Origin of the sequence: Anaerotruncus colihominis, assembly GCF_010206195.1 — a bacterium.
In the GTDB taxonomy this organism is placed as follows: Bacteria; Bacillota; Clostridia; order Oscillospirales; family Ruminococcaceae; genus Anaerotruncus; species Anaerotruncus colihominis_A.
Map to the genome: position 1 here is coordinate 38,480 of NZ_VIQT01000022.1, position 21,181 is coordinate 59,660.

Genomic DNA, 21,181 nt, shown 5'->3' on the forward strand with positions numbered 1-21,181 from the left:
GTCACCTCATCCTATATTCCCGACCCTGGCAGCGCAAAGAAACGCTGTTTATTTGGACCGCTTCACAGGTTCCCTTTGCGCGCAGGCGCTTTCGCCTTTGCATTTGCGCACAATTCAACTTATATAGTTTACTCCCAGCCGCCGTCAATGTCAACAGATTCCAGCGTTTTTAAACCCTTGCGGCCGCGTGCAGACGGATATCTTTATTATATACAAAAAATCGCCCGAAATCAGGACGAAATTGTTGTCCAAGAATTAACAAAAGCTTAACAAATCCCCTTGCGTGCGCGCGGCGAAATGCCTATAATAAGAAATGGACAACCCGTTTTAAAAAACCGAAAGGAGCACCGATATGAACTATTCCCATGAAGTGGAGAGAATGTGTGTTCTCGCCAAAGGCCCCAAGCATGGACCCGCCCCGATCCCGGAAGAGGGCAAATGGGTCAAGGCTTATGAAATCAAGGATATTTCCGGCCTGACGCACGGCGTGGGCTGGTGCGCCCCGCAGCAGGGCGCGTGCAAGCTGACGCTGAACGTCAAGGAGGGCGTCATCGAGGAGGCGCTCGTTGAAACGCTTGGCTGTTCCGGCATGACGCATTCGGCGGCGATGGCCGGCGAAATCCTGCCCGGCAAGACGATCCTCGAGGCGCTCAACACCGACCTGGTCTGCGATGCGATCAACGTCGCCATGCGCGAGCTGTTTTTGCAGATTGTTTACGGCCGCAGCCAGACCGCGTTTTCCGAGGGCGGCCTGCCCATCGGCGCGGGACTTGAGGATCTGGGCAAGGGCCTGCGTTCGCAGGTCGGCACAATTTTCTCCACCAACGCCAAAGGCGTGCGTTATCTCGAGCTGGCCGAAGGATATATCCTGTCCGTAGCGGTTGACAACAACAACGAGGCCATCGGTTACAAGTTTGTCCGCGTAGGCAAAATGCTTGAGGATATCCGTCACGGCGTCGACCCGAAGGAAGCGTATGAAAAGAATATCGGTACCTACGGCCGCTATGCTGACGCACCGAAATATATCGATCCGCGTGAAGAATAAAGGGAGAGGGAGGTAACAACATGGTTAAGTTTGAAGGACAGGAAAGAAGAATGCCCAAAATCAACGCGTGCCTGGCGGAATATGGCATGGCTTCCCTTGAGGATGCGCGTGCCGTTTGCCTCGATAAGGGCATCGATGTTGAAAAAATCGTGAAGGGCGTGCAGCCCATCGCGTTTGAAAACGCTGTCTGGGCGTATACGCTCGGCGTGGCTGTCGCGCTCAAAAAGGGCTGCAAAAAGGCCGCCGACGCTTCCGAAGCCATTGGTATCGGCTTGCAGGCCTTCTGTGTCCCCGGTTCTGTCGCTGAAACGCGCTCTGTCGGACTTGGTCACGGAAATCTTGGCGCGATGCTCCTGCGCGACGAGACAAAGTGCTTTTGCTTCCTCGCCGGCCACGAGTCGTTTGCCGCCGCCGAAGGCGCTATCGGCATTGCCCGCAACGCCAACAAGGCCCGCAAAGAGCCGCTGCGCGTCATCCTCAACGGCCTTGGCAAGGACGCTGCCTATATTATTTCCCGCATCAACGGCTTTACGTATGTTGAGACGGACTACGATTTCGCCACAAGCGAGCTGAAGGTAGTCGGCGAGACGCCGTATTCCGACGGCGAACGCTCCAAGGTCAAGGTTTACGGCGCCAACGACGTGCTTGAGGGCGTCGCCATCATGAAACATGAGAAGGTCGACGTTTCCATCACGGGCAACTCGACAAACCCGACACGTTTCCAGCACCTCGTTGCCGGCACGTACAAGAAATGGTCGTATGAGAACGGCGTCAAATATTTCTCGGTCGCTTCCGGCGGCGGCACAGGCCGCACGCTCCATCCGGACAACATGGCTGCCGGCCCGGCTTCCTATGGCCTGACCGATTCCATGGGCCGTATGCACGGCGACGCGCAGTTCGCCGGTTCGTCCTCTGTCCCGGCGCACGTCGAGATGATGGGACTCATCGGCATGGGCAACAACCCGATGGTCGGCGCGACCGTCGCCTGCGCTGTCGCCGTCGAAGAAGCCCTCAAGTAACGCCCCGCTTTTTTGAAAAAAAGCTTGGCAAAAAACTTTAGTCGGCTGTGCCGCGAACAGTGGGATAGGTTCCGGTATTTATACAGGCTGTGCCGCGAACAGTGGGGCAGGCCCTGCATAATTAGTTTTACGCCGCGGCGATCAAAAGTTTTCGCCCGCCTTTTTCAAAAGGCGGCGGGTGAGAAAAAAGGCAAGGCCCCTCGTGGGTCTTGCCTTTTTTCGAGGGCGGAGCCCTTTTCCTGGGCCGCAGCCCTCGTAAAAAGCGCGGACCGCAGGCCGCAAGAATCCTGTTCAAACGCAGGGCCTTGCGTCAGCAAAAGCCGTGACAGACGCCGCGCGGCTGGCGTGGATTTTGCAAGCGCCTGCTTTTTTGAAAAAAAGGTAAGCTAAAAAACTTTCCGGCTTTTTTGAAAAAAAGCCTCGGCAAAAAACTTTAATCGGCTGCGCCGCGAACAGCGGGATAGGTTCCGGTATTTATACAGGCTGCGCCGCGAACAGTGGGGCAGGCCCTGCGTTTATACAGGCTGCGCCGTAATAGAGAGCCAGGAATACAAAAAAGAGGCCGCCGCGCAAACGCGCGGCGGCCCGGTTTTTTTACGGCTTCTTTTTTTCAGCAGCCCATATGGCCAAAAGCTGGATGAAAAAGGCGGCCAGGGACAGTACCGCCAAAAGCTGCGCGGCCGTGAAAGGCTTAAAATACCATTCCCATGCCTGCGTCCAGCCATACTGCATGAAGCAGTATGAGGAAACAGCGGTTCATACCGTTCCAATGAGGGCGGCGGAGCGGTTATGCGTTTTAGCCGCCAGCAGATACAGGATGACATAACCGGCCAGTGCCGCGGCGTAAAAAACAGGGGTTCCATAGATCAAATCGATATACATGGATAAATAGAGATATGGGACCGTGTATCCAAGCAGCAGAGCCAGTCGTATCATCCATTTTTTCATAAGCGTTTCCCCTACACGTTCGTTATTTCTTTTTCATCTGCTCACGCATACGCTGCGAATGATCGAGGATGGTTTTGCGGATACGGATATTTTTTGGCGTGACCTCAAGCAGCTCGTCGTCGCCGATAAATTCGAGCGCCTCTTCAAGTGAGAAGCGGCGCGGCGGGATGAGACGCAGTGCGTCGTCTGAACCGGAGGCGCGCGTGTTTGTAAGCTGCTTGCGCTTGCAGACGTTGACCGCGATGTCCTCATTTTTCGGCGACATGCCCACAACCTGGCCGGCATAAACCGGTTCGCCTGCGCCGAGGAACAGCGTGCCGCGCTCCTGGGCGTTGTACAGGCCATAGGTGATCGTTTCGCCTGTTTCAAACGCAATCAGCGAACCATTTTGCCGGCGCGGAATATCGCCCTTATACGGCGCGTAACCATGAAACAGCGTATTCATGACGCCCTCGCCCTTCGTGTCAGTGAGAAATTCGCTCTTATAGCCGAACAGGCCGCGCTCCGGGATGATGAATACCATTTTCATGCGGCTGCCAACTGGGTCCATCGACTGCAATTCGCCCTTGCGCGGCCCCATCTTTTCCATGACGGCGCCGGAATATTCGGCCGGAACGTCGATGGTCAGTTCCTCAAACGGCTCGCACTGCTCGCCGTCGATCGTCTTATAGAGCACCTTGGGCGTGCTGACCTGGAATTCATATCCTTCGCGGCGCATGTTTTCAATCAGAATTGAAAGATGCATTTCACCGCGGCCGCAGACGACGAAGGAATCGGCTGTGTCGCCGTCGCTCACGCGCAGAGAGACGTCGCGCAGCAGCTCGCGGTAGAGGCGGTCGCGGATCTGGCGCGTCGTAACAAATTTGCCCTCGCGTCCCGCAAACGGGCTTGTATTGACCGAAAAGGTCATTTCAACCGTCGGTTCGGAGATCTTGACAAACGGCAGCGCGATATGCGAGCCGGCGGCACAGACCGTATTTCCAATATTGATATCCTCAATGCCCGAAAACATGACGATATCGCCGACTGTAGCCGACTGCACCTGAGTGCGTCCGACGCCCGTGAACTGGTAGATAGCCGTGATTTTGCCCTGCTTTAACAGCTCCTTGTCGTGGTAATCGCAGACGGTGACAGGCGCGTTTACCTTCAATTCCCCCTGTTCAATACGTCCGATCGCGATGCGTCCAACATATTCGTTGTAATCAATCGACGAAACGAGCACTGCCGTCGGTTCATCCGGGTCGCCCTGGGGCGCATGGATATAGTCAACGATCGTATCCATGAGCGGCTGAAGATCGACACCCTGCGTTTCCGGCGAATACGAGGCGGTTCCATCGCGGCCGGAACAGAACACCATCGGGCTGTCAAGCTGTTCATCTGAAGCGCCAAGATCCATCAAAAGTTCAAGCACCTCGTCGACGACCTCATAAACGCGCGCGTCGGGCCGGTCGATCTTATTGATGACGATGATGACGCCCAAATCGAGATCGAGCGCCTTGCTTAAAACAAAACGCGTCTGCGGCATGGGTCCCTCGGCCGCGTCGACAAGCAGCAGCACGCCGTCGACCATTTTGAGCACACGCTCCACCTCGCCGCCGAAGTCGGCGTGTCCGGGCGTATCGACAATATTGATCTTGACGCCCTTATATTCGGCAGACGCGTTTTTGGCAAGGATGGTGATGCCGCGCTCGCGTTCGATATCGTTGGAGTCCATGACGCGCTCCTGCACGGCCTGATTTTCACGGAAAGTTCCGCTCTGTTTGAGCATGCCGTCCACGAGCGTCGTCTTGCCGTGGTCGACGTGCGCGATGATTGCAATATTCCTTAAATCGTCGCGTTTGATTTTCATATCTGGCTGCTCCCTTTTCCCCTGATTTTACGATACTCATACGACGTTATCATAGTACCAAGTCGGCATCTTGTCAAGAAAGAGCATGGAATTTTGTTGACTTTTCCCAATAAACGGAATAAAAAGAAACGGCGGATGCAGAAACATCCGCCGTTCTGGAAAGGAGTAAATGGGAATCAATAGTCCCAGTATTCGTCAGGCATATCTTTGGTTTCACGCGTCTCATATTCGACCGATCCGCCGTCCTCGGTGGTGAGCTGAGCGATCTTTTCCATCAGCAGGTCATATTCAACATCGAAATCCTTGTTGGACACCTTGAGCTTGCTCTTGACTGTGCTCTGCTTATACCACTTGCCGCCCTCCAGGACCTTCCTGCCGTTGAGGTAAACGTCCTCGTCGGAATTGCGGTTAAACATGTACTCGGTATATTTGTCCTCCCAGCTGTTGCGCTTTTTCTCATACTGCGATTCCAGCCGCTCGTCGCGTTCATCCTGCGCCTTGGAAGAAAGCTGGCGCATGGCATAGCTGCCGTCGTAGAGGTAAAGGTTGTCGAACGAAACGGTATCGGCACGGTTGTAGTTATAGACGCCAAGCGCCAGATACGACGGATACACATCCTTCTGATTTGTGGAAAGCGTGCAGTTGCCAAGCTTCTTTTCATTGAGGTAATAGGAGATGACGCCCTTGTCGCACCTGATCAGCAGGCTGTTCCAGCCCGGTTCGACTTCAAGATACTCAGTTTCCTTATCCCCGTTGACAAAGGTGCGCGCCTGGCTCCAGCCAGTTTTCGACTTGGAGGTGTAGTAGACGAGATACGGCGCCTTGTTGCCTATTTTCTGGAGGGCGAGCGTGGCAGACTCCTTGATCGCATTGCCGGAGCCGTCCTTGAGATCGACGCGGAACTCGGCGCGGCGATTGTTGCTGTTCGATGAAAACCAGTTGTCGTCAACATTGATTTTGACGGTCGCAGTCCATGTGTTCGACGAGGTTTTAGCAGCCGCGAGCTTTTTGCCCTGCACGGCGTAGTAATTATCCTGCTTGTCTGCGGGGCGCGCAGAAGTAAAGCCCTTCGCTCCCACAGTGATGTACAATTCGTTTTCACTCGTGTCAAACTCGTCCGGGGCGTAGCGGTCAACCTCCCAGGGCTTATTTGACGACTTGCCGAAGCTGTCCCCTGTAATGATCGACGCCGCCGAAACAGGCGCGGCAAGGATTGTTACAGAAGCAAGCAGCAGGCTGATCGTTCCCACCAGTTTTTTCATAATGCGCGGTCCTCCCTCTCTTGTGGCGCGCGGCGTGGGGCGCCGCATGTGTAGCTATATCTATATGTATACTGATTATAACAAATAGTATAATGAAAATCAAGCGATTGGCAACCAATTTTCCCGAAGGGAACCAAATAAAATTCCAGCCGGACGAATGGTTTTCCATCCGCTTAGATAAAATAGACAAAAGCAGGAGTGGAAATTTGTAAACCATGCGAAGGAAATGAAAAAAGGATGAAATCTGCTTTGAAAACGCTTGCAAATCTAAAAAAAAGGGATTACACTGGATAAAATTATAATGGGTCAGAATTCGAATTTTTTCGCTGCAAAGGGGGACGCGCAATGGAGCGGGTCATCAAACTGCTGGTGGAATATGACAATAAGGGGCGCGAGCTTGTGAGGCAGGCTCGGGAGGCGCGCCGCGAGACGCTCGCGCATATGGATGAGGACAAGCGCGCGATGGAACAGCAGATGCGCGCGCATGCGGCCGAACGCGTCGAACAGGTCCGCCAGCAGGCGGGGAGGGATCGCGACGAAGCCCTCGCAGGACTGCGTGCGCAGAATGAACAACGGATGCAGGCGCTGCGCCGCGCCTATACGGCGCGCCATGATGAATGGCTGCGGCGGATCGTCAGCCGCTGCATTGGTGGGTGACGGCTATGCCGCACGGTGAAAACGCGGTCGCCGCCAAGGCGCGGGCGGCTTTTGGCCGGATGCTGACGCCCGGCCAATATGATGAATTGCTGCGCAAGCAGAGCGTGCAGGAGATTTCCGCCTATCTGCGCGAACACACCGCCTACGCGCAGGCGCTCGAGGGCGTGCAGGACAGCGCGATCCATCGCGGCCGTCTGGAGACGCTTCTGCGGCGCGATCTGTTTTATCAGTACGCGCGGTTGACGCATTACGTGCCTGGGTCGGGCGCCGGCGGCATCTATGGCTATATTGTGCCCGATATGGAAATCGAGTTGATTTTGTCGGCCCTGCGCGTTATCATTTCAGGCGGCGGGGACCTGCTGGCGGCGCTGCCAAGCTTTATGCAGAGCCATGCCCATTTTGACCTTGTAGCGCTGGCGCAGGCGAAAACGCTCGATGAACTGATCGAGGCTGTACGGGCGTCGCCGTATGAAGCGATTCTGCGCGCCTGCCGCGAGCAGTACCCGCCGCAGAGCGGTTCGCTGCGCTTCACCCGGTATGAGGTGGCGCTGCGCACATACTATTTTGAGTCGATGCTCTCCCGCGCGTCGCGCGCGCCGAAACGCGCGGCCATGCAGCTTTCGGGGCTGATCAGGATGCGTGCGGAGCTGATGAACCTCAACACGATTTTCCGCATGAAAACGTATTTCAATGCCGATGCTGAACGCATCCGTGCAACGATACTTCCCTATCACTGGCGTATCCGGCCGCAGCAGATGCAGGCGATGATCGAGGCGAAAGACGCGCAGACATTTATGAAGCTGCTTTCTCAGACTGCGCTTGGGCGTCATATCGACCCGCAGGCAGCCTTCATTGAATCGGAAACCGAACGTGTCCGTTATCACGAAACGCTGCGGACACTGCGTTTCGCCACGGACCCGCAGGTGGTTTATCTGGCGTTTATGCTGCTGCGCGCGATGGAGACGGAGGACATCATCCGCATCATTGAAGGCGTGCGCTACCAGTTGCCGCCCGAACGGATCGGCGCCATGCTCGCGCGGGCGTAACAAAATGCGCGGGGAATCGGACGGTTTGGAAATTTTTCTTTCCTCTATTTTCAAACAGCCCCTGGGCGGACTTTGAACGAATTACCGGCGAGGCCGGAGAAATGGAGGCTGGTCATGGCCATTGCAAAAATGGCGCTCGTGAGTATCGCGGGCGACCTTGGGCGGTTGGACGACGTGATCATGCGATGTCTGGGCAGCGGGGCGTTCCACCCCGAGCCGCCTTTACAGGCGGCCGGAGGTATCCGGGGCTTTACACCGCTCGCGGAGGAAAATCCATATGGGCCGCTGCTCGCCAAAATCACCGATGCGGGCGTCGCCGCCGGGCTGACGCCGCATTACGATGCAAAGGCGGCGGGCGAGGCGCTTCAGGCGCGCTACTGTGAGGATTTCTGCTCCGCCTTCCGGGAAAAGACGACGGCGCTACGCGAGCGGCAGAACTATCTGCACAGCGAGATTGAACAGGATGAATCCGGGCTTGTGATCCTTTCGCACCTGGCGGAGCTTGAGGTGGCGTTCGACGATCTTTTTTCCTGCGAATATACAAAGGTGCGCTTTGGGCGCCTTCCGCTTGACGGGGCGCGCAAGCTCGACCATTATGCCGAGCGGCCGTTTATCTTTAAATCGTTCGATGTGGAGGGCGATTATCAGTGGGGGGCCTATTTCGCCCTGACGGACAACGCTCCGGAAATCGACGATCTGTTTTCATCGCTTTACTTTGAGCGCGTGCGCGTGCCGGAATTTATCCACGGGACGCCGGAGGCGGCGCTCGAGCGTCTGCGCGAGCAGATCGCGCGCAACCGCGACGCGCTGGCGCAGACCAAAAAGCAGCTTGCCGATGTAGTGCGTGAAAACAATGCGGAATTTATACGCATCTATTCACGGATTCGGTTTCTGTCGGATTCATTTGAGCTGAGGCGTTATGTGTCCGTGCTCAGACGCGAATATATGGATGTGTTTTATCTGACCGGCTTCATCGAGCAGGACCGTGCGGCCGCTTTCGCCTCGGAATTAAAAAAGCTTGACGGAGTCGATGTTGAAATCCGGCCGCATGATTCGGACAAGCGCCTGAAGGCGCCGACAAAGCTGAAAAACGGATGGTTTGCCAAGCCGTTCGAACTGTTTGTCGAGATGTACGGTGTGCCGGCCTACAGCGACCCGGACCCCACGCCGTTTGTCGCAATCACCTATTGCCTGTTGTTCGGCGCGATGTTCGGCGATCTGGGACAGGGACTCCTGCTGGCGCTCGGCGGATGGCTGTTCTGGCGCATAAAGGGCGCCGCGCTTGGACGCGTAATCAACCGCATCGGCATATTCTCCTGTATCTTCGGCGCGTTTTACGGCTCCGTATTCGGTTTTGAGGAGCTGTTGACGCCGTTTTATACGGATGTGCTCGGCTTGCCCGGAAAGCCGGTTGAGGTCATGGCGCCTGAAAATACAAACCTGGTGCTTTTGGCGGCCGTCGCGCTCGGCGTGGCGCTGATCTGCATTTCCATCCTGATCGGCATTTGGACCGGATTTCGGCGGCATGATTATGAGAGGGCCATATTTTCCGCGAACGGCATTGCGGGGCTGTTGTTTTACGGCTCTATCCTGTTCGGTGCGGTCATGCTGTTTCTGACCGGGAAAAATCTGTTTACGCCGCTTTACATCATCCTGTTGATGGTGCTGCCGCTTGCGGCGATCCTGTTCAAGGAGCCGCTGGGCAAAGCGGTCCGTCATATGGCGGCGCGTCCGGCCGAGGGCATGGGCGCGTATCTGACGGAAGGCGCGTTTGAATTGTTTGAGGTGGTTTTAAGCTTTTTTTCCAACACGATGTCGTTTCTGCGCGTGGGAGGCTTTGTATTGAGCCATGCGGGTATGATGGCTGTCGTATTTACGCTGTCCGAGATGGTCAGCGGTGCGGCAAGCCCGGTTGTCATCGTGGTCGGAAATCTGTTTGTGATCGGTATGGAGGGCCTGATTGTCGGCATTCAGGTGCTCCGTCTGGAATTTTATGAACTGTTCAGCCGGTATTTCGACGGCGATGGAAAACCGTTTGTCCCCGCCGCTGTGACGCCGGATGAAAGCAAATGAATATATGGAGGTTCATCAATATGCTGTATCTAATTCCAACTGCTGCGGTCATCGCTGCGCTCCTGCTGCTGCTTCCCACCAGAAGAAACCGTGATACGGGCCGTGCGCGCCGCCGTCTTGTTATGAATGCGGGCTTGTTTTTTGTCGCCGCTGCGTTGATGGTCGTTATGGCGGTCGGCGTGGCTGCCGAAGCGCCCGAAACGGCCGCGGCAGCCGCAGCGGCGGCCACAGCTTCAGGCGCCGGCCAGGGTATGGGCTTTCTGGCGGCCGCGCTGGCAACAGGACTTTCGTGCCTGGGCGCAGGTATTGCGATCGCCTCCACTGCCCCGGCCGCCATCGGCGCGTTTTCCGAGGATCCCAAGGCGTTTGGTAAGGCGCTGATCTTTGTCGTGCTTGGCGAAGGCGTCGCGCTCTATGGGCTTTTGATCTCAATCCTGCTGATCAATAAGCTATAGGAGGGACGCGCTGGCGCGCGCGACCCGTGCGCGGGTCGCTCACCGCCGGGCGCTGCGCTTGCCCGGCCGGCTATTCGGGGCTTTCCGGCGCTATAGCGCCGGGCGCGGACGAGCCGCGGCAGCGCCCCTCAGCGCGCCTCACGGGACAGGGGCGAGCCGCCCCTATCCCATGGACCCAACCCCGGGGCAGGCGCAGCCTGTAAAAATGTCGGGACCTGCCCCACTGTTCGCGGCGCAGCCGATTAAAGTTTTTTGCCGAGGCTTTTTTTCAAAAAAGCCGGAAAGTTTTTTGCCGAGGCTTTTTTCAAAAAAGCCGGAAAGTTTTTTGCCAAGCTTTTTTTCAAAAAAGCGGGGAAAGGTGCTTATGAGATTCTATACCTTGAGCGATAACATTGACACCATGATGGGGATGCGCCTTGCCGGGATCGAAGGCGAGGTGATCCACACGCAGGATGAGGTACTCGCGTCGCTGCGGCGTGTGATGGCCGACCCGGAAATCGGTATTGTGCTGATGACGGAAAAACTGATTAATACCTGTCCCGCAATGGTGTACCGCTATAAATTGACACAGAAACGCCCGCTGATCGTTGAGATTCCCGACCGGCATGGCGAGGGGGATGTGTCGCAGACCATTGAAAAATATGTGAGCGAGGCGATCGGCGTCAAGCTGTAAGCCGCGCAGCCAACGGGAGGTGACAGGCCATGTCCGATATACAGACCGAAAAACTGGAGTATTTCGAGCGGGAGATCATGAACCGCGTGCAGGCGGAAAGCGATGCAATCCGCACGGAAACGCAGCGGATGAAGGACGAGGCGCTGGAACAGGAAAAGGCGCGCCTGTATGACGAACTGTATAACGATATTCAGGCACAGGTCGCGCAGATCCGAAAGGAGACGGCCGGCGAGATCGCCCATGAAACGCAGCAGATGAAGCAGGCGCTCTACCGGCAGCGGGAGCAGTACCTTGCCGAGCTGCTGGCCGAGGCGCGCGTCGAGCTGGCTTCGTTTTGCAAAAGCGGCCAATATGAGGAATTTCTGTTGGGGCGGGTGCGCTCGCTGGCGCGCGACTGGCCGATGGACGGCAGCGTGATCAAGCTGCGCGCCGACGACATCGGCTACGACGCAAAGATCCGGGAGCTGTATCCCGGCTGCACCGTCGAGGCCGACGACGCGGCCGTGCCGATTGGCGGAGTTGTGCTGGTAAACAGGGCGCGCGGCGTCGAGATCGATTTGAGCCTTGGCGCGGCGCTCGCACAGCAGAAGGACTGGTTTTACCATAACTCCCATTTTATGCTGGAGGACGCCTCCACGCAGGAAGGACAGGGGTGATTGCCGGTGGCGCAGAATACGGTTTATTCCATCAACGGGCCGGTCGTCAAGGTCAAGGAGGCCGGCGCGCTGCAAATGCAGGAAAAGGTGTTTGTCGGCCATAAGCGCCTGATCGGCGAGGTCATCAGCGTCGGCAGCGACGAGACGACCATCCAGGTTTATGAGGGGACCACTGGTATGCGCCCCGGCGAGCCGGTCGAGGGGACGGGCGGGCCGATGTGCGCGGCGCTCGGGCCGGGCATCCTTTCCAATATCTTTGACGGCATTGAACGGCCGCTGCGCGAAATTGCCGCCGCAAACGGCGCATTTATCCCGGCGGGCGGTGATTTGCCGGCGCTCGATATGCAGAAAAAATGGGACGTTACAATGTGCGTCCAGGAGGGCGACCGGCTGACAGGCGGCCGGATTTTCGCGGTTTGTCCGGAAACATCGATCATCGAGCACCGCGCGATGGTGCCGCCAGGGCTTTCCGGGACAGCCGTGGACGTCAGGCCGGACGGCGCGTATACGGCCGGCGAAACGCTGCTTATGCTGCGGGACGATGAAGGGCATATGCATCCGCTTTCGCTCACGCAGCTCTGGCCGATCCGTGAGCCGCGCCCTGTGGCGCGCCGCCTGCCGATCGACCGGCCGCTCATCACCGGGCAGCGCGTCATCGATACGCTGTTCCCTGTCGCCAAGGGCGGCACAGCCGCGATCCCCGGCGGCTTTGGGACGGGCAAGACAATGACGCAGCACCAGCTCGCCAAGTGGAGCGACGCGGATATCATTGTGTATATCGGCTGCGGCGAACGCGGCAACGAGATGACGCAGGTGCTCAAGGAGTTCGGCGAGCTTGAGGACCCTAAAAGCAAAAAGCCGCTGACCGACCGCACCGTGCTGATTGCCAACACGTCAAACATGCCGGTGGCGGCGCGCGAGGCGTCGATCTATACAGGCATCACACTCGCGGAGTATTACCGCGACATGGGCTATCACGTCGCGATCATGGCCGATTCAACGTCGCGCTGGGCGGAGGCGCTGCGTGAGATTTCCGGGCGGCTGGAGGAAATGCCCGCCGAGGAGGGCTTCCCGGCTTACCTTTCAAGCCGCATCTCGCAGTTTTACGAGCGCGCCGGCTATATGCAGGCGCTTTGCGGCGCCGAAGGCTCCGTCACAATTATCGGCGCGGTTTCGCCGCAGGGCGCCGACTTCTCCGAGCCGGTCACGCAGAATACAAAACGGTTTGTCCGCTGCTTCTGGGCGCTTGACAAGGCGCTCGCCTACGCGCGCCACTACCCCGCCATCAACTGGACGACCAGCTACAGCGAATACCTTGACGATCTTGCGCCATGGTATGCAAAACATATTTCGCCCGATTTTCTGGCGCGTCGGCAGCGTGTTTCAACAGTGCTGCTTGAGGAAAACAAGCTGATGGAGATTGTCAAGCTGATCGGCGAGGACGTGCTGCCCGACGATCAGAAGCTTGTGCTGGAGGTCGCGCGCATCATCCGCGTCGGCCTGCTCCAGCAGAACGCCTACCATCGCGACGACACCTATGTGCCGCTTAATAAGCAGATGAAGATGATGGAGGTCATCCTCTACTTTTACGATAAGGCCAGGGCCGTCGTTGAAAAGGGCCTTCCCGTCTCTGAAATTACAGAAACGGGCCTGCCCGACAAGCTGGTCAAGATCAAATACGACGTGCCGAACGACCGCCTTGACATGTTTGACGGTTATTACCGCGAGATCGACGACTGGATCGCCAAGCTCGCGCAGACGCTTTGAAGGGAGGCGGATGGATGTTACAGTTTATAGGGCTTCATGAGATCAACGGCCCGCTGGTCGTACTGGACGGCGTGCCCTCCGCCTCGTTTGAGGAGATGGTTTCGCTGCGCCTGACAAGCGGCGAAACCCGCTTTGGCCGCATTGTGGAGCTGATGGGCGAGCGCGCCGTGATCCAGGTATTCGAGGGAACGCGCGGCATGTCGCTGGAAAACACAAAGACAACGCTGCTCGGCCACCCGATGGAGATGCCGCTTTCGCCCGAGGTGCTCGGGCGCACCTTCTCAGGCTCCGGCCGCCCGATCGACGGGCTTGGCGAGCTGTTCTGTGAGCAGTCCGCGGATATCAACGGAATGCCGATGAACCCGGTGGAGCGTGTTTACCCGCGCAATTATATCAACACGGGCATCTCGTCGATCGACGGGCTTGCCACGCTGATCCGTGGGCAAAAGCTGCCCATTTTCTCAGGCTCCGGCATGAATCACAATAAGCTCGCTGTGCAGATGGTGCGCCAGGCGCGCCTTTCCGGGCCGGGCGCCGACAATTTTGTGATTGTGTTTGCGGCGATGGGCGTTAAAAACGATATCGCCGACTATTTCCGCCGTTCGTTTGAGGACAGCGGCGTGATGGATCGCGTTGTCATGTTTTTAAACCTTTCAAACGATCCGATTATCGAGCGCATCCTGACGCCGCGCTGCGCGCTGACTGTGGCGGAATACCTTGCGTTTGAGCGCGGGATGCATGTGCTGGTCATCATGACCGATATCACCGCCTACTGTGAGGCGCTGCGCGAGTTCAGCTCCTCAAAAGGCGAGATCCCCGGGCGAAAGGGCTTTCCGGGGTATCTGTATTCGGATCTTGCGTCGCTTTACGAGCGGGCGGGCATCATCGAGGGCAGCGGCGGTTCGGTGACGCAGGTGCCGATTCTCACAATGCCCAACGACGATATCACCCATCCGGTGCCGGACCTCACGGGCTACATCACGGAGGGGCAGATCGTGCTCGACCGCCAGCTTGACCAGACAGGCGTCTATCCGCCGGTTTCGGTGCTGCCGTCGCTGTCGCGTCTGATGAAAGACGGCATCGGCGAAGGGTACACACGCGCCGACCACTCCGACTGCTCCAACCAGCTGTTCGCCGCGTATTCGCGCGTGCAGGACGCGCGCGCCCTCGCGTCTGTCATCGGCGAGGAGGAGCTTTCCCCCGCCGATCAGAAATATATGACGTTTGGGCGGATGTTTGAAAAGCATTTTGTGCGCCAGCGGTTTGACGAGAACCGTTCCATCGAGCAGACGCTCGATCTCGGGTGGGCGCTGTTGTCGTTGCTGCCGCGCGAGGAGCTTGACCGCGTCGATTCGAACACGCTTGAGCAGTTTTACAAGCCGGACGAGGCGGCCAAGCGGTTCGGCGTCTGACGCGCCGGCCACTCTGCGGGAAGGGGGTAAATATCCATGCCGAACGAACTGAATGTGACGCCGACCAAGGGAAGCCTGATCGCTATCCAGAAATCGCTGGAGCTGTCAACGCTCGGCTTTGATCTGCTCGACCGCAAGCGCAATATTCTGATTCGGGAAATGATGCTGCTGATCGACCAGGTCAAATCGCTGCGTGGCGAGATCAGCCAGACGTACCACAGCGCCTATGAGGCGCTCCAGGAGGCGAACGTCACGCTCGGCGTCGTACAGGAGACGGCCATGGCCGTGCCGGTTGAGGACGGCGTGACGATCACCTATCGCAGCGTCATGGGCGTTGAAATCCCGAATGTGCGGTTGGCGGAGAGCGAAATCCGCATGTGCTACGGCTTTGACCATACGAATTCACGCTTTGATTACGCGTATGTCTGCTTTCAGAAGGCAAAGCGCGTCACGGCGCTGCTGGCCGAAGTAGAAAACAGCGTTTACCGTCTGGCCAACGCCATCCGCAAGACGCAGCGCCGCGCGAACGCCCTGGAGAATATTGTGATCCCGCGCTATCGCGAGACAGCGCGCTTTATCACCGACGCGCTTGAGGAGAAGGACCGCGAGGAATTTTCACGCCTGAAGGTGATCAAGGCGGCTAAGATGAAAAAGGAATGACGGACGCCGCGGCCCGCCGATGTCCGCTGGCTGCGGACAAAATCCGGCTGGCCGCGGCGGTATCTTCTGGGTAAAATTTTTTTCTTTTTAAAGTATAGTAAATTTGTGCACATTCCCCCAAATTCAGCGCGAACTGCCAACAATTTAAGCGCAGACGCAAATTGACCGTGCGCCGCAAACATGTTAAGATAGTGTAAACAGCCGCCGCATGGCGGTTTTGTCCGTTTTTTTATTTCCCCGGAAATGGAATAAACGGCGTTCGCCCGACATGGGATTTCAAAGAGGGGTGCTCTATCATGGACAGGACGGACTGTGTTCGCCCGCTGACAATCGGCGTCGACATCGGCTCGACGACGGTCAAGGTTATCATCGTAAAAGACGGCGAAGTCGTCTATCAACAATATGAGCGTCATATGTCGCAGGTGCGGCCAAAGACTCTGGAGCTTATCCGTATGGCGCGCGACGTCATCGGCGGCCAGCCGGTGCGTGTGGCGCTGTCCGGCTCGGCGGGGCTTGGCGTCGCCAAGGCGGCGGGCCTGCCGTTTATCCAGGAGGTTTTTGCCACCGGCGAGGTGATCAAGGCGTATGCGCCCGACACCGACTGCGTCATCGAGCTTGGCGGCGAGGACGCGAAAATTATCTTTTTCACCGGCGGGCTTGAGGAGCGCATGAACGGCTCGTGCGCCGGCGGGACGGGCGCGTTTATCGATCAGATGGCCACGCTGCTCGACGTTACGCCCGGCGAGCTCGACACGCTCGCGCTTGGCAGCGAGAAGCTCTATACCATCGCGTCGCGCTGCGGCGTGTTTGCGAAATCCGATATCCAGCCGCTTTTAAACCAGGGCGCGCGCAAGGAGGATATCGCCGCTTCCATCTTCAAGGCCGTCGTCGACCAGACGATCACCGGCCTGGCGCAGGGACGCCGCATCACTGGTAAGGTGCTTTTTCTGGGCGGTCCGCTTTATTTCTTCAAGGCCCTTCAGCGCGAGTTCGTGCGCTCGCTTGGCCTTTCACCCGGAAACGCCGTATTCCCCGATATGGGGCGCTATGCCGTCGCGCTCGGCAGCGCGCTGTACGCCGAAAAAGCCGCCGGCCCGCTGACGTATGACGAGCTTGTGGCGAAAATCGAGGATACAACAAATGAAACGCCCGCTTCGCGCCATCTGCGCCCGCTGTTTGAAAACCTCGACGACTACGCCGCGTTTTTAAACCGCCATGCAAAGGCGTCCGTTGGGCGCGCCGATCTTGATACATACGAGGGGGCGGCGTATCTCGGCATAGACTGCGGCAGCACGACGACAAAGCTTGTGCTGATCGCCGAGGACGGACGAATCCTTTACGATTTTTACAGCGCCAACCGCGGCAATCCCGTCGAGCTAGTGCGCGCCGAGCTTGGGTCGCTGCTGCCGCGCTGCGAGGGCCGCGTCCAAATCCGCGGCGGCGCGGCGACCGGTTACGGCGAGGAGCTGGTGAAAAACGCGTTTACGCTTGACGCGGGCCTTGTCGAGACGATGGCGCATTTTAAAGCCGCGCGCTTTTTCAATCCCGATGTCGACTTCATCCTCGATATCGGCGGGCAGGATATCAAATGCTTTAAAGTGCGCAACGATTCGATCGATTCGATCATGCTCAACGAGGCGTGCTCGTCGGGCTGTGGGTCGTTTATCAGCACATTCGCCCAGTCGATGGGCTATGACGTCGAGCAGTTTGCAAAGCTGGGGCTGTTCGCGCGCTATCCGGTCGACCTCGGGTCGCGTTGCACGGTGTTCATGAATTCCTCGGTGAAGCAGGCGCAGAAGGAAGGCGCGTCCGTCGAGGACATTTCCGCGGGCATATCGATGTCGGTCGTGAAAAACGCGATCTACAAGGTGATCCGCGCCCATTCCGCCAAGGAGCTTGGGGAGAATATCGTCGTACAGGGCGGCACGTTTTTAAACGACGCGGTGCTGCGCAGCTTTGAGATGGAGCTTGGCCACGACGTCATCCGTCCGCAGATCGCCGGATTGATGGGCGCGTTCGGCGCGGCGCTTTACGCGCGCGAGCTGGGACTTGAGCAGTCGGCCGTCATCACGGCCGGGGCGCTCAGGGACTTTCGGCATGAGTCGCGCTCCGCTGTCTGCGGATTGTGCGGAAACCACTGCAATCTGACAGTCAACACCTTCGGCGGCGGACGCAAATTTATCTCCGGAAACCGCTGCGAGCGTCCGCTCGGCCGCGCAGCTGCCGAAGCGCCGGCCAATATGTACGCCTGGAAGCTGCAAAAGCTGCTGTCGCTTGCGCCCGTGCCGGGTCCGCGCGGGAAAATCGGCCTGCCGCTCGGGCTGAATATGCTTGAAAACCTGCCGTTCTGGCACGCGTTTCTCACAAAGCTCGGCTTCGAGGTTGTGATCAGCGGCGTATCGACGCGTGAAACTTATATCAAAGGACAGTTCTCTATCCCCTCCGATACGGTCTGCTATCCAGCCAAGCTGATGCACGGGCATATCGCGGATCTTTTGGAGCGCGGCGTCAAAACGATCTTTTATCCGTGCATGACATACAATTTCGACGAGGAGAAGGGCGATAACCACTTCAATTGCCCGGTCGTCGCCTACTATCCCGAGCTGCTTCATTCAAACGTCGCGGAATTAAACGAGCCTGACGTACACTTTTTGTATCCGCATGTCGCCGTGCACCGCCCGAAGAAATTCGCGGATAAGATACGCGGCGCGCTGGCGGCTGTGTTCCCGGATATCACGCAGAGCGAGGTACGCGCGGCGGCCGACGCAGCCTATGCGGCGTATGACCAGTGGATGCAGGATGTAAAGGCCGAGGGCCGGCGCATCATCGACGAGGCGCGCGCGGCCGGCCGCAGGATTGTTGTGCTGGCGGGCCGGCCGTACCACATCGATCCGGAGATCAGCCACGGCATCGACGCGCTGATCGCGTCGTTTCATATCGCCGTTGTCAGTGAGGACTGTGTGGCCGATCTGGAGGAGCCGGTGCGCGTGCATGTCCTCAATCAGTGGACGTATCATGCACGCCTCTATAACGCCGCCAAATATGTGACGCGTCAGCCGGATATGGAACTCGTACAGCTCGTGTCATTCGGCTGCGGCATTGACGCCATCACAACCGACGAGGTGCGCGCCATCCTGGAGGACGGCGGCAAGCTGTACACACAGCTTAAAATCGACGAGATATCAAATCTGGGCGCGGTAAAAATCCGTATCCGCAGCCTCCTGGAGGCTGTGGAGGAAAGGAGGCGGGTCCATGCCTGAGCAAAATGACGGACGCGTCCTTTTTACAAAGGAAATGAAACGCGATTATACCATCCTGGTGCCGACGATGCTGCCCATCCACTTCAAGCTGATGATCAACATCCTGCGCGAATACGGCTACAAGGCCGAGCTCTTGGAAAACAGCGGCCAGAACGTCGTAGACAGCGGCCTGCGCAACGTGCATAACGACACCTGTTACCCTGCCTTGCTTGTCATCGGGCAGATGATCGACGCGCTTGAGTCGGGCAAATACGACCTGCATAAGGTCGCCCTGCTCATCACACAGACAGGCGGCGGCTGCCGCGCGTCAAACTATATCCATCTGCTGCGCAAGGCGCTCAAAAAAAGCGGCTACGGCTATATCCCGGTCGTGTCGCTCAGCGCCAACGGCATGGAGAAAAACCCCGGCTTTAAGCTGACGCCGATGATGCTCGACCGCGTGTTTTACGCGCTCAATTATGGAGATCTGCTGATGCTGCTGGCCAACCAGTGCCGTCCGTATGAATTGGAGCAGGGCGCGACGGACGCGCTTGTGGACGAGTGGGCAAACCGCCTGACAGACGATATGAAGGGGCGCGGGCTTGTCAGCTATAAGCGCGTGCGCCGCAATTACAACGCGATCATCCGCGATTTTGCCGCCCTGCCGCGTGAGAAAACCGAAAAAATCCGCGTGGGCGTCGTCGGGGAGATCTATGTCAAGTTTTCACCGCTGGGCAACAATAACCTTGAAGATTTCCTTCTGTCCGAAGGCGTGGAGGTCGTTGTCCCAGGGCTTCTCGATTTTTGTCTTTACTGCGTCTACAACCACCTCAACGACCACAAGCTCTACGGCCTGATGAGCGCTGCCAAGACGTTTGTGTTCCGTATGGTATACAACATGCTGGTGAAAAAACAGCGTGACGTCATCGACGCGGTCAATGCCGAAGGCACCTTCCGCCCCGGCGGATATTTCCCGCATACGGTGGAGCTGGTGCGCGGCTATATCAGCCATGGCGTCAAAATGGGCGAGGGCTGGCTTCTGACGGCCGAGATGCTCGAGCTGATTGAGCAGGGCGCCGGTAACATCGTCTGTACCCAGCCATTCGGCTGCCTGCCGAACCATATCGTCGGCAAAGGGATGATGCGCGTTATTAAGGAGCGCAACCCGCAGTCGAACATTGTGGCGGTCGATTACGATCCTGGCGCGACAAAGATCAACCAGGAAAACCGTATCAAGCTGATGCTGGCGAACGCCGCATCCATCGCGGAGCAGGCCGCCGCGGACAAAACAGTCCCGATGCCGCAGCATGAAAACGAATATGACAGCGCGAATACGCCTGTGTACAACCCGTTTCTTAATCCAACGCCTACTTCGTCAAGCAGCCGGGTTTAAGCCTGTTAAAAAAGGCCCCGCGCCAGTCCTTCGGACTGGCGCGGGGCCTTTTTCAGCTTTTATCCGGCGCGGCGGCTGCAGGTCACGTCTGAGGCCGTGCGCATTCAGAGGCCGTGCCCTTGAGGATGCGCACGCCGTGGCCGAGCGCCGGCAGGATGAACGTCAGACTTTCGCGGACGGCGCGCGGGCTGCCGGGCAGGTTTACGATCAGCGTGCCGCCCCGGATGACGGACGCGCCTCGGCTGAGCATCGCGCGGTCGGTGTGGCGCGCCGACTCGGCGCGGATTGCCTCGGCAATACCTGGGGCGTTGCGCGTGGCGACGGCGAGCGTCGCCTCGGGCGTACAGTCGCGCGCGGAAAAGCCGGTGCCGCCCGTCGTAATGACAAGGTCAGCCTGGCGTCCGTCGGAAAGACGGATGAGTTCTGTCTCGATGCGCTTTTGCTCATCCGGCAGGATCAGCGTTTCAATGATATCATAACCGGCCTGCTGCAACAGTTCGACAGCAGCAGGACCGCTTTCATCGACGCGTTCGCCCGCGGCGCCCTTGTCGCTGAGGGTGACGACGGCGGCGCGCAGCGGCGCGTCGGCCGCCGGCGGGGTGGCGGTCATCTCGTCGCCGACGGAGATGGTTCCGCCGTGCAGCACGCGTGCGAACACGCCTTCGCGCGGCATGATACAGTCGCCCATCTTGTGATAAATCTGACAGTGGGAGTGGCATTCCTTACCGATCTGCGTCATTTCCAAAAGCACGTCGCCGCATTGAAACCGCGTGCCGACCGGCATGCTGCGGAAATCAAAGCCCTCCACGACCAGATTTTCACCGAACGCCCCGGGGCCGACATCCGCGCCGCGGCGTTTGAATTCCTCAATTTTGTCGTAGGAAAGCAGGCTTATCTGACGGTGCCATGTTCCGCGGTGCGCGTCGTTGACGATGCCGCAGTCCGGCGCAAAAGTTGCCGCGCCCACATCAATTTTTTGAATGCCGCGCCGGTCGCTGACGCAGACAGCCCTGACAATTCCCATATG

The 21,181-nt window shown here is 58.0% G+C and carries 17 protein-coding genes; 13 read left to right on the forward strand and 4 right to left on the reverse strand.

Features of this window, described 5'->3' with window-relative positions:
* The first annotated feature begins 352 nt into the window (after nucleotides 1-352).
* Complete coding sequence (locus FMM72_RS15505) at nucleotides 353-1,045, forward strand: iron-sulfur cluster assembly scaffold protein (protein ID WP_006873128.1); 693 nt, start codon at nucleotides 353-355, stop codon at nucleotides 1,043-1,045.
* Between the two features lie 20 nt (nucleotides 1,046-1,065).
* Nucleotides 1,066-2,064, forward strand: a complete 999-nt coding sequence (locus tag FMM72_RS15510) for a GGGtGRT protein (protein ID WP_162221935.1) — start codon at nucleotides 1,066-1,068, stop codon at nucleotides 2,062-2,064.
* A gap of 756 nt (nucleotides 2,065-2,820) precedes the next feature.
* Here the strand turns inward: FMM72_RS15510 and FMM72_RS15515 are convergent.
* From FMM72_RS15515 to FMM72_RS15525, 3 genes are all read right to left on the reverse strand, one after another.
* Entirely contained in the window at nucleotides 2,821-3,012 is a 192-nt protein-coding gene (locus FMM72_RS15515; RefSeq protein ID WP_162221936.1) for a hypothetical protein, read from the reverse strand.
* Nucleotides 3,013-3,034: 22 nt separating this feature from the next.
* Entirely contained in the window at nucleotides 3,035-4,861 is a 1,827-nt protein-coding gene (gene typA, locus FMM72_RS15520; RefSeq protein ID WP_160210054.1) for a translational GTPase TypA, read from the reverse strand.
* A gap of 176 nt (nucleotides 4,862-5,037) precedes the next feature.
* Nucleotides 5,038-6,123: a hypothetical protein gene (locus FMM72_RS15525; RefSeq protein WP_160210053.1), complete on the reverse strand. Its 1,086-nt coding sequence runs from the start codon at nucleotides 6,121-6,123 to the stop codon at nucleotides 5,038-5,040.
* Nucleotides 6,124-6,468: 345 nt separating this feature from the next.
* On the opposite strand from FMM72_RS15525, the gene FMM72_RS15530 reads away from it, so the two are divergent.
* The 11 genes from FMM72_RS15530 (at nucleotide 6,469) to FMM72_RS15580 (ending at nucleotide 20,154) form a co-directional block, all read left to right on the forward strand.
* Nucleotides 6,469-6,780, forward strand: coding sequence for a hypothetical protein (locus tag FMM72_RS15530; protein ID WP_160210052.1), 312 nt, complete (start codon nucleotides 6,469-6,471; stop codon nucleotides 6,778-6,780).
* Complete coding sequence (locus FMM72_RS15535; RefSeq protein ID WP_162221937.1) at nucleotides 6,741-7,826, forward strand: V-type ATPase subunit; 1,086 nt, start codon at nucleotides 6,741-6,743, stop codon at nucleotides 7,824-7,826. The genes FMM72_RS15530 and FMM72_RS15535 overlap by 40 nt, the downstream gene beginning before the upstream one ends.
* 114 nt (nucleotides 7,827-7,940) lie before the next feature.
* Nucleotides 7,941-9,899 carry a V-type ATP synthase subunit I gene (locus FMM72_RS15540; protein ID WP_160210050.1) on the forward strand — a complete coding sequence of 653 codons (1,959 nt, stop codon included), beginning with the start codon at nucleotides 7,941-7,943 and terminating at the stop codon, nucleotides 9,897-9,899.
* A gap of 20 nt (nucleotides 9,900-9,919) precedes the next feature.
* Nucleotides 9,920-10,354, forward strand: coding sequence for an ATP synthase subunit C (locus FMM72_RS17435; RefSeq protein WP_279286007.1), 435 nt, complete (start codon nucleotides 9,920-9,922; stop codon nucleotides 10,352-10,354).
* A 364-nt stretch (nucleotides 10,355-10,718) separates the two neighbouring features.
* The gene (locus tag FMM72_RS15550) at nucleotides 10,719-11,027 is read left to right on the forward strand and encodes a V-type ATP synthase subunit F (RefSeq protein ID WP_160210048.1); all 309 of its coding nucleotides are present in this window, start codon (nucleotides 10,719-10,721) and stop codon (nucleotides 11,025-11,027) included.
* 29 nt (nucleotides 11,028-11,056) lie between these two features.
* Nucleotides 11,057-11,683, forward strand: a complete 627-nt coding sequence (locus tag FMM72_RS15555) for a V-type ATP synthase subunit E (RefSeq protein ID WP_160210047.1) — start codon at nucleotides 11,057-11,059, stop codon at nucleotides 11,681-11,683.
* 6 nt (nucleotides 11,684-11,689) lie between these two features.
* A complete protein-coding gene (locus FMM72_RS15560; protein ID WP_162221938.1) occupies nucleotides 11,690-13,450 on the forward strand; it encodes a V-type ATP synthase subunit A in 1,761 nt (586 codons plus the stop codon).
* 14 nt (nucleotides 13,451-13,464) lie between these two features.
* Nucleotides 13,465-14,862 (forward strand): V-type ATP synthase subunit B, encoded by a 1,398-nt coding sequence (locus FMM72_RS15565; RefSeq protein WP_162221939.1) that lies wholly within the window; start codon nucleotides 13,465-13,467, stop codon nucleotides 14,860-14,862.
* 36 nt (nucleotides 14,863-14,898) lie between these two features.
* Nucleotides 14,899-15,522: a V-type ATP synthase subunit D gene (locus FMM72_RS15570; protein ID WP_162221940.1), complete on the forward strand. Its 624-nt coding sequence runs from the start codon at nucleotides 14,899-14,901 to the stop codon at nucleotides 15,520-15,522.
* Between the two features lie 296 nt (nucleotides 15,523-15,818).
* Nucleotides 15,819-18,782: an acyl-CoA dehydratase activase gene (locus FMM72_RS15575; protein ID WP_162221941.1), complete on the forward strand. Its 2,964-nt coding sequence runs from the start codon at nucleotides 15,819-15,821 to the stop codon at nucleotides 18,780-18,782.
* Nucleotides 18,775-20,154, forward strand: a complete 1,380-nt coding sequence (locus FMM72_RS15580; protein ID WP_162221942.1) for a 2-hydroxyacyl-CoA dehydratase — start codon at nucleotides 18,775-18,777, stop codon at nucleotides 20,152-20,154. Before FMM72_RS15575 ends, FMM72_RS15580 begins: the two co-directional genes overlap by 8 nt.
* Before the next feature lie 82 nt (nucleotides 20,155-20,236).
* Here FMM72_RS15580 and FMM72_RS15585 read toward each other — a convergent pair whose 3' ends face one another.
* Nucleotides 20,237-21,178 carry an MOSC domain-containing protein gene (locus FMM72_RS15585; protein ID WP_162221943.1) on the reverse strand — a complete coding sequence of 314 codons (942 nt, stop codon included), beginning with the start codon at nucleotides 21,176-21,178 and terminating at the stop codon, nucleotides 20,237-20,239.
* Between the last annotated feature and the right edge of the window lie 3 nt (nucleotides 21,179-21,181).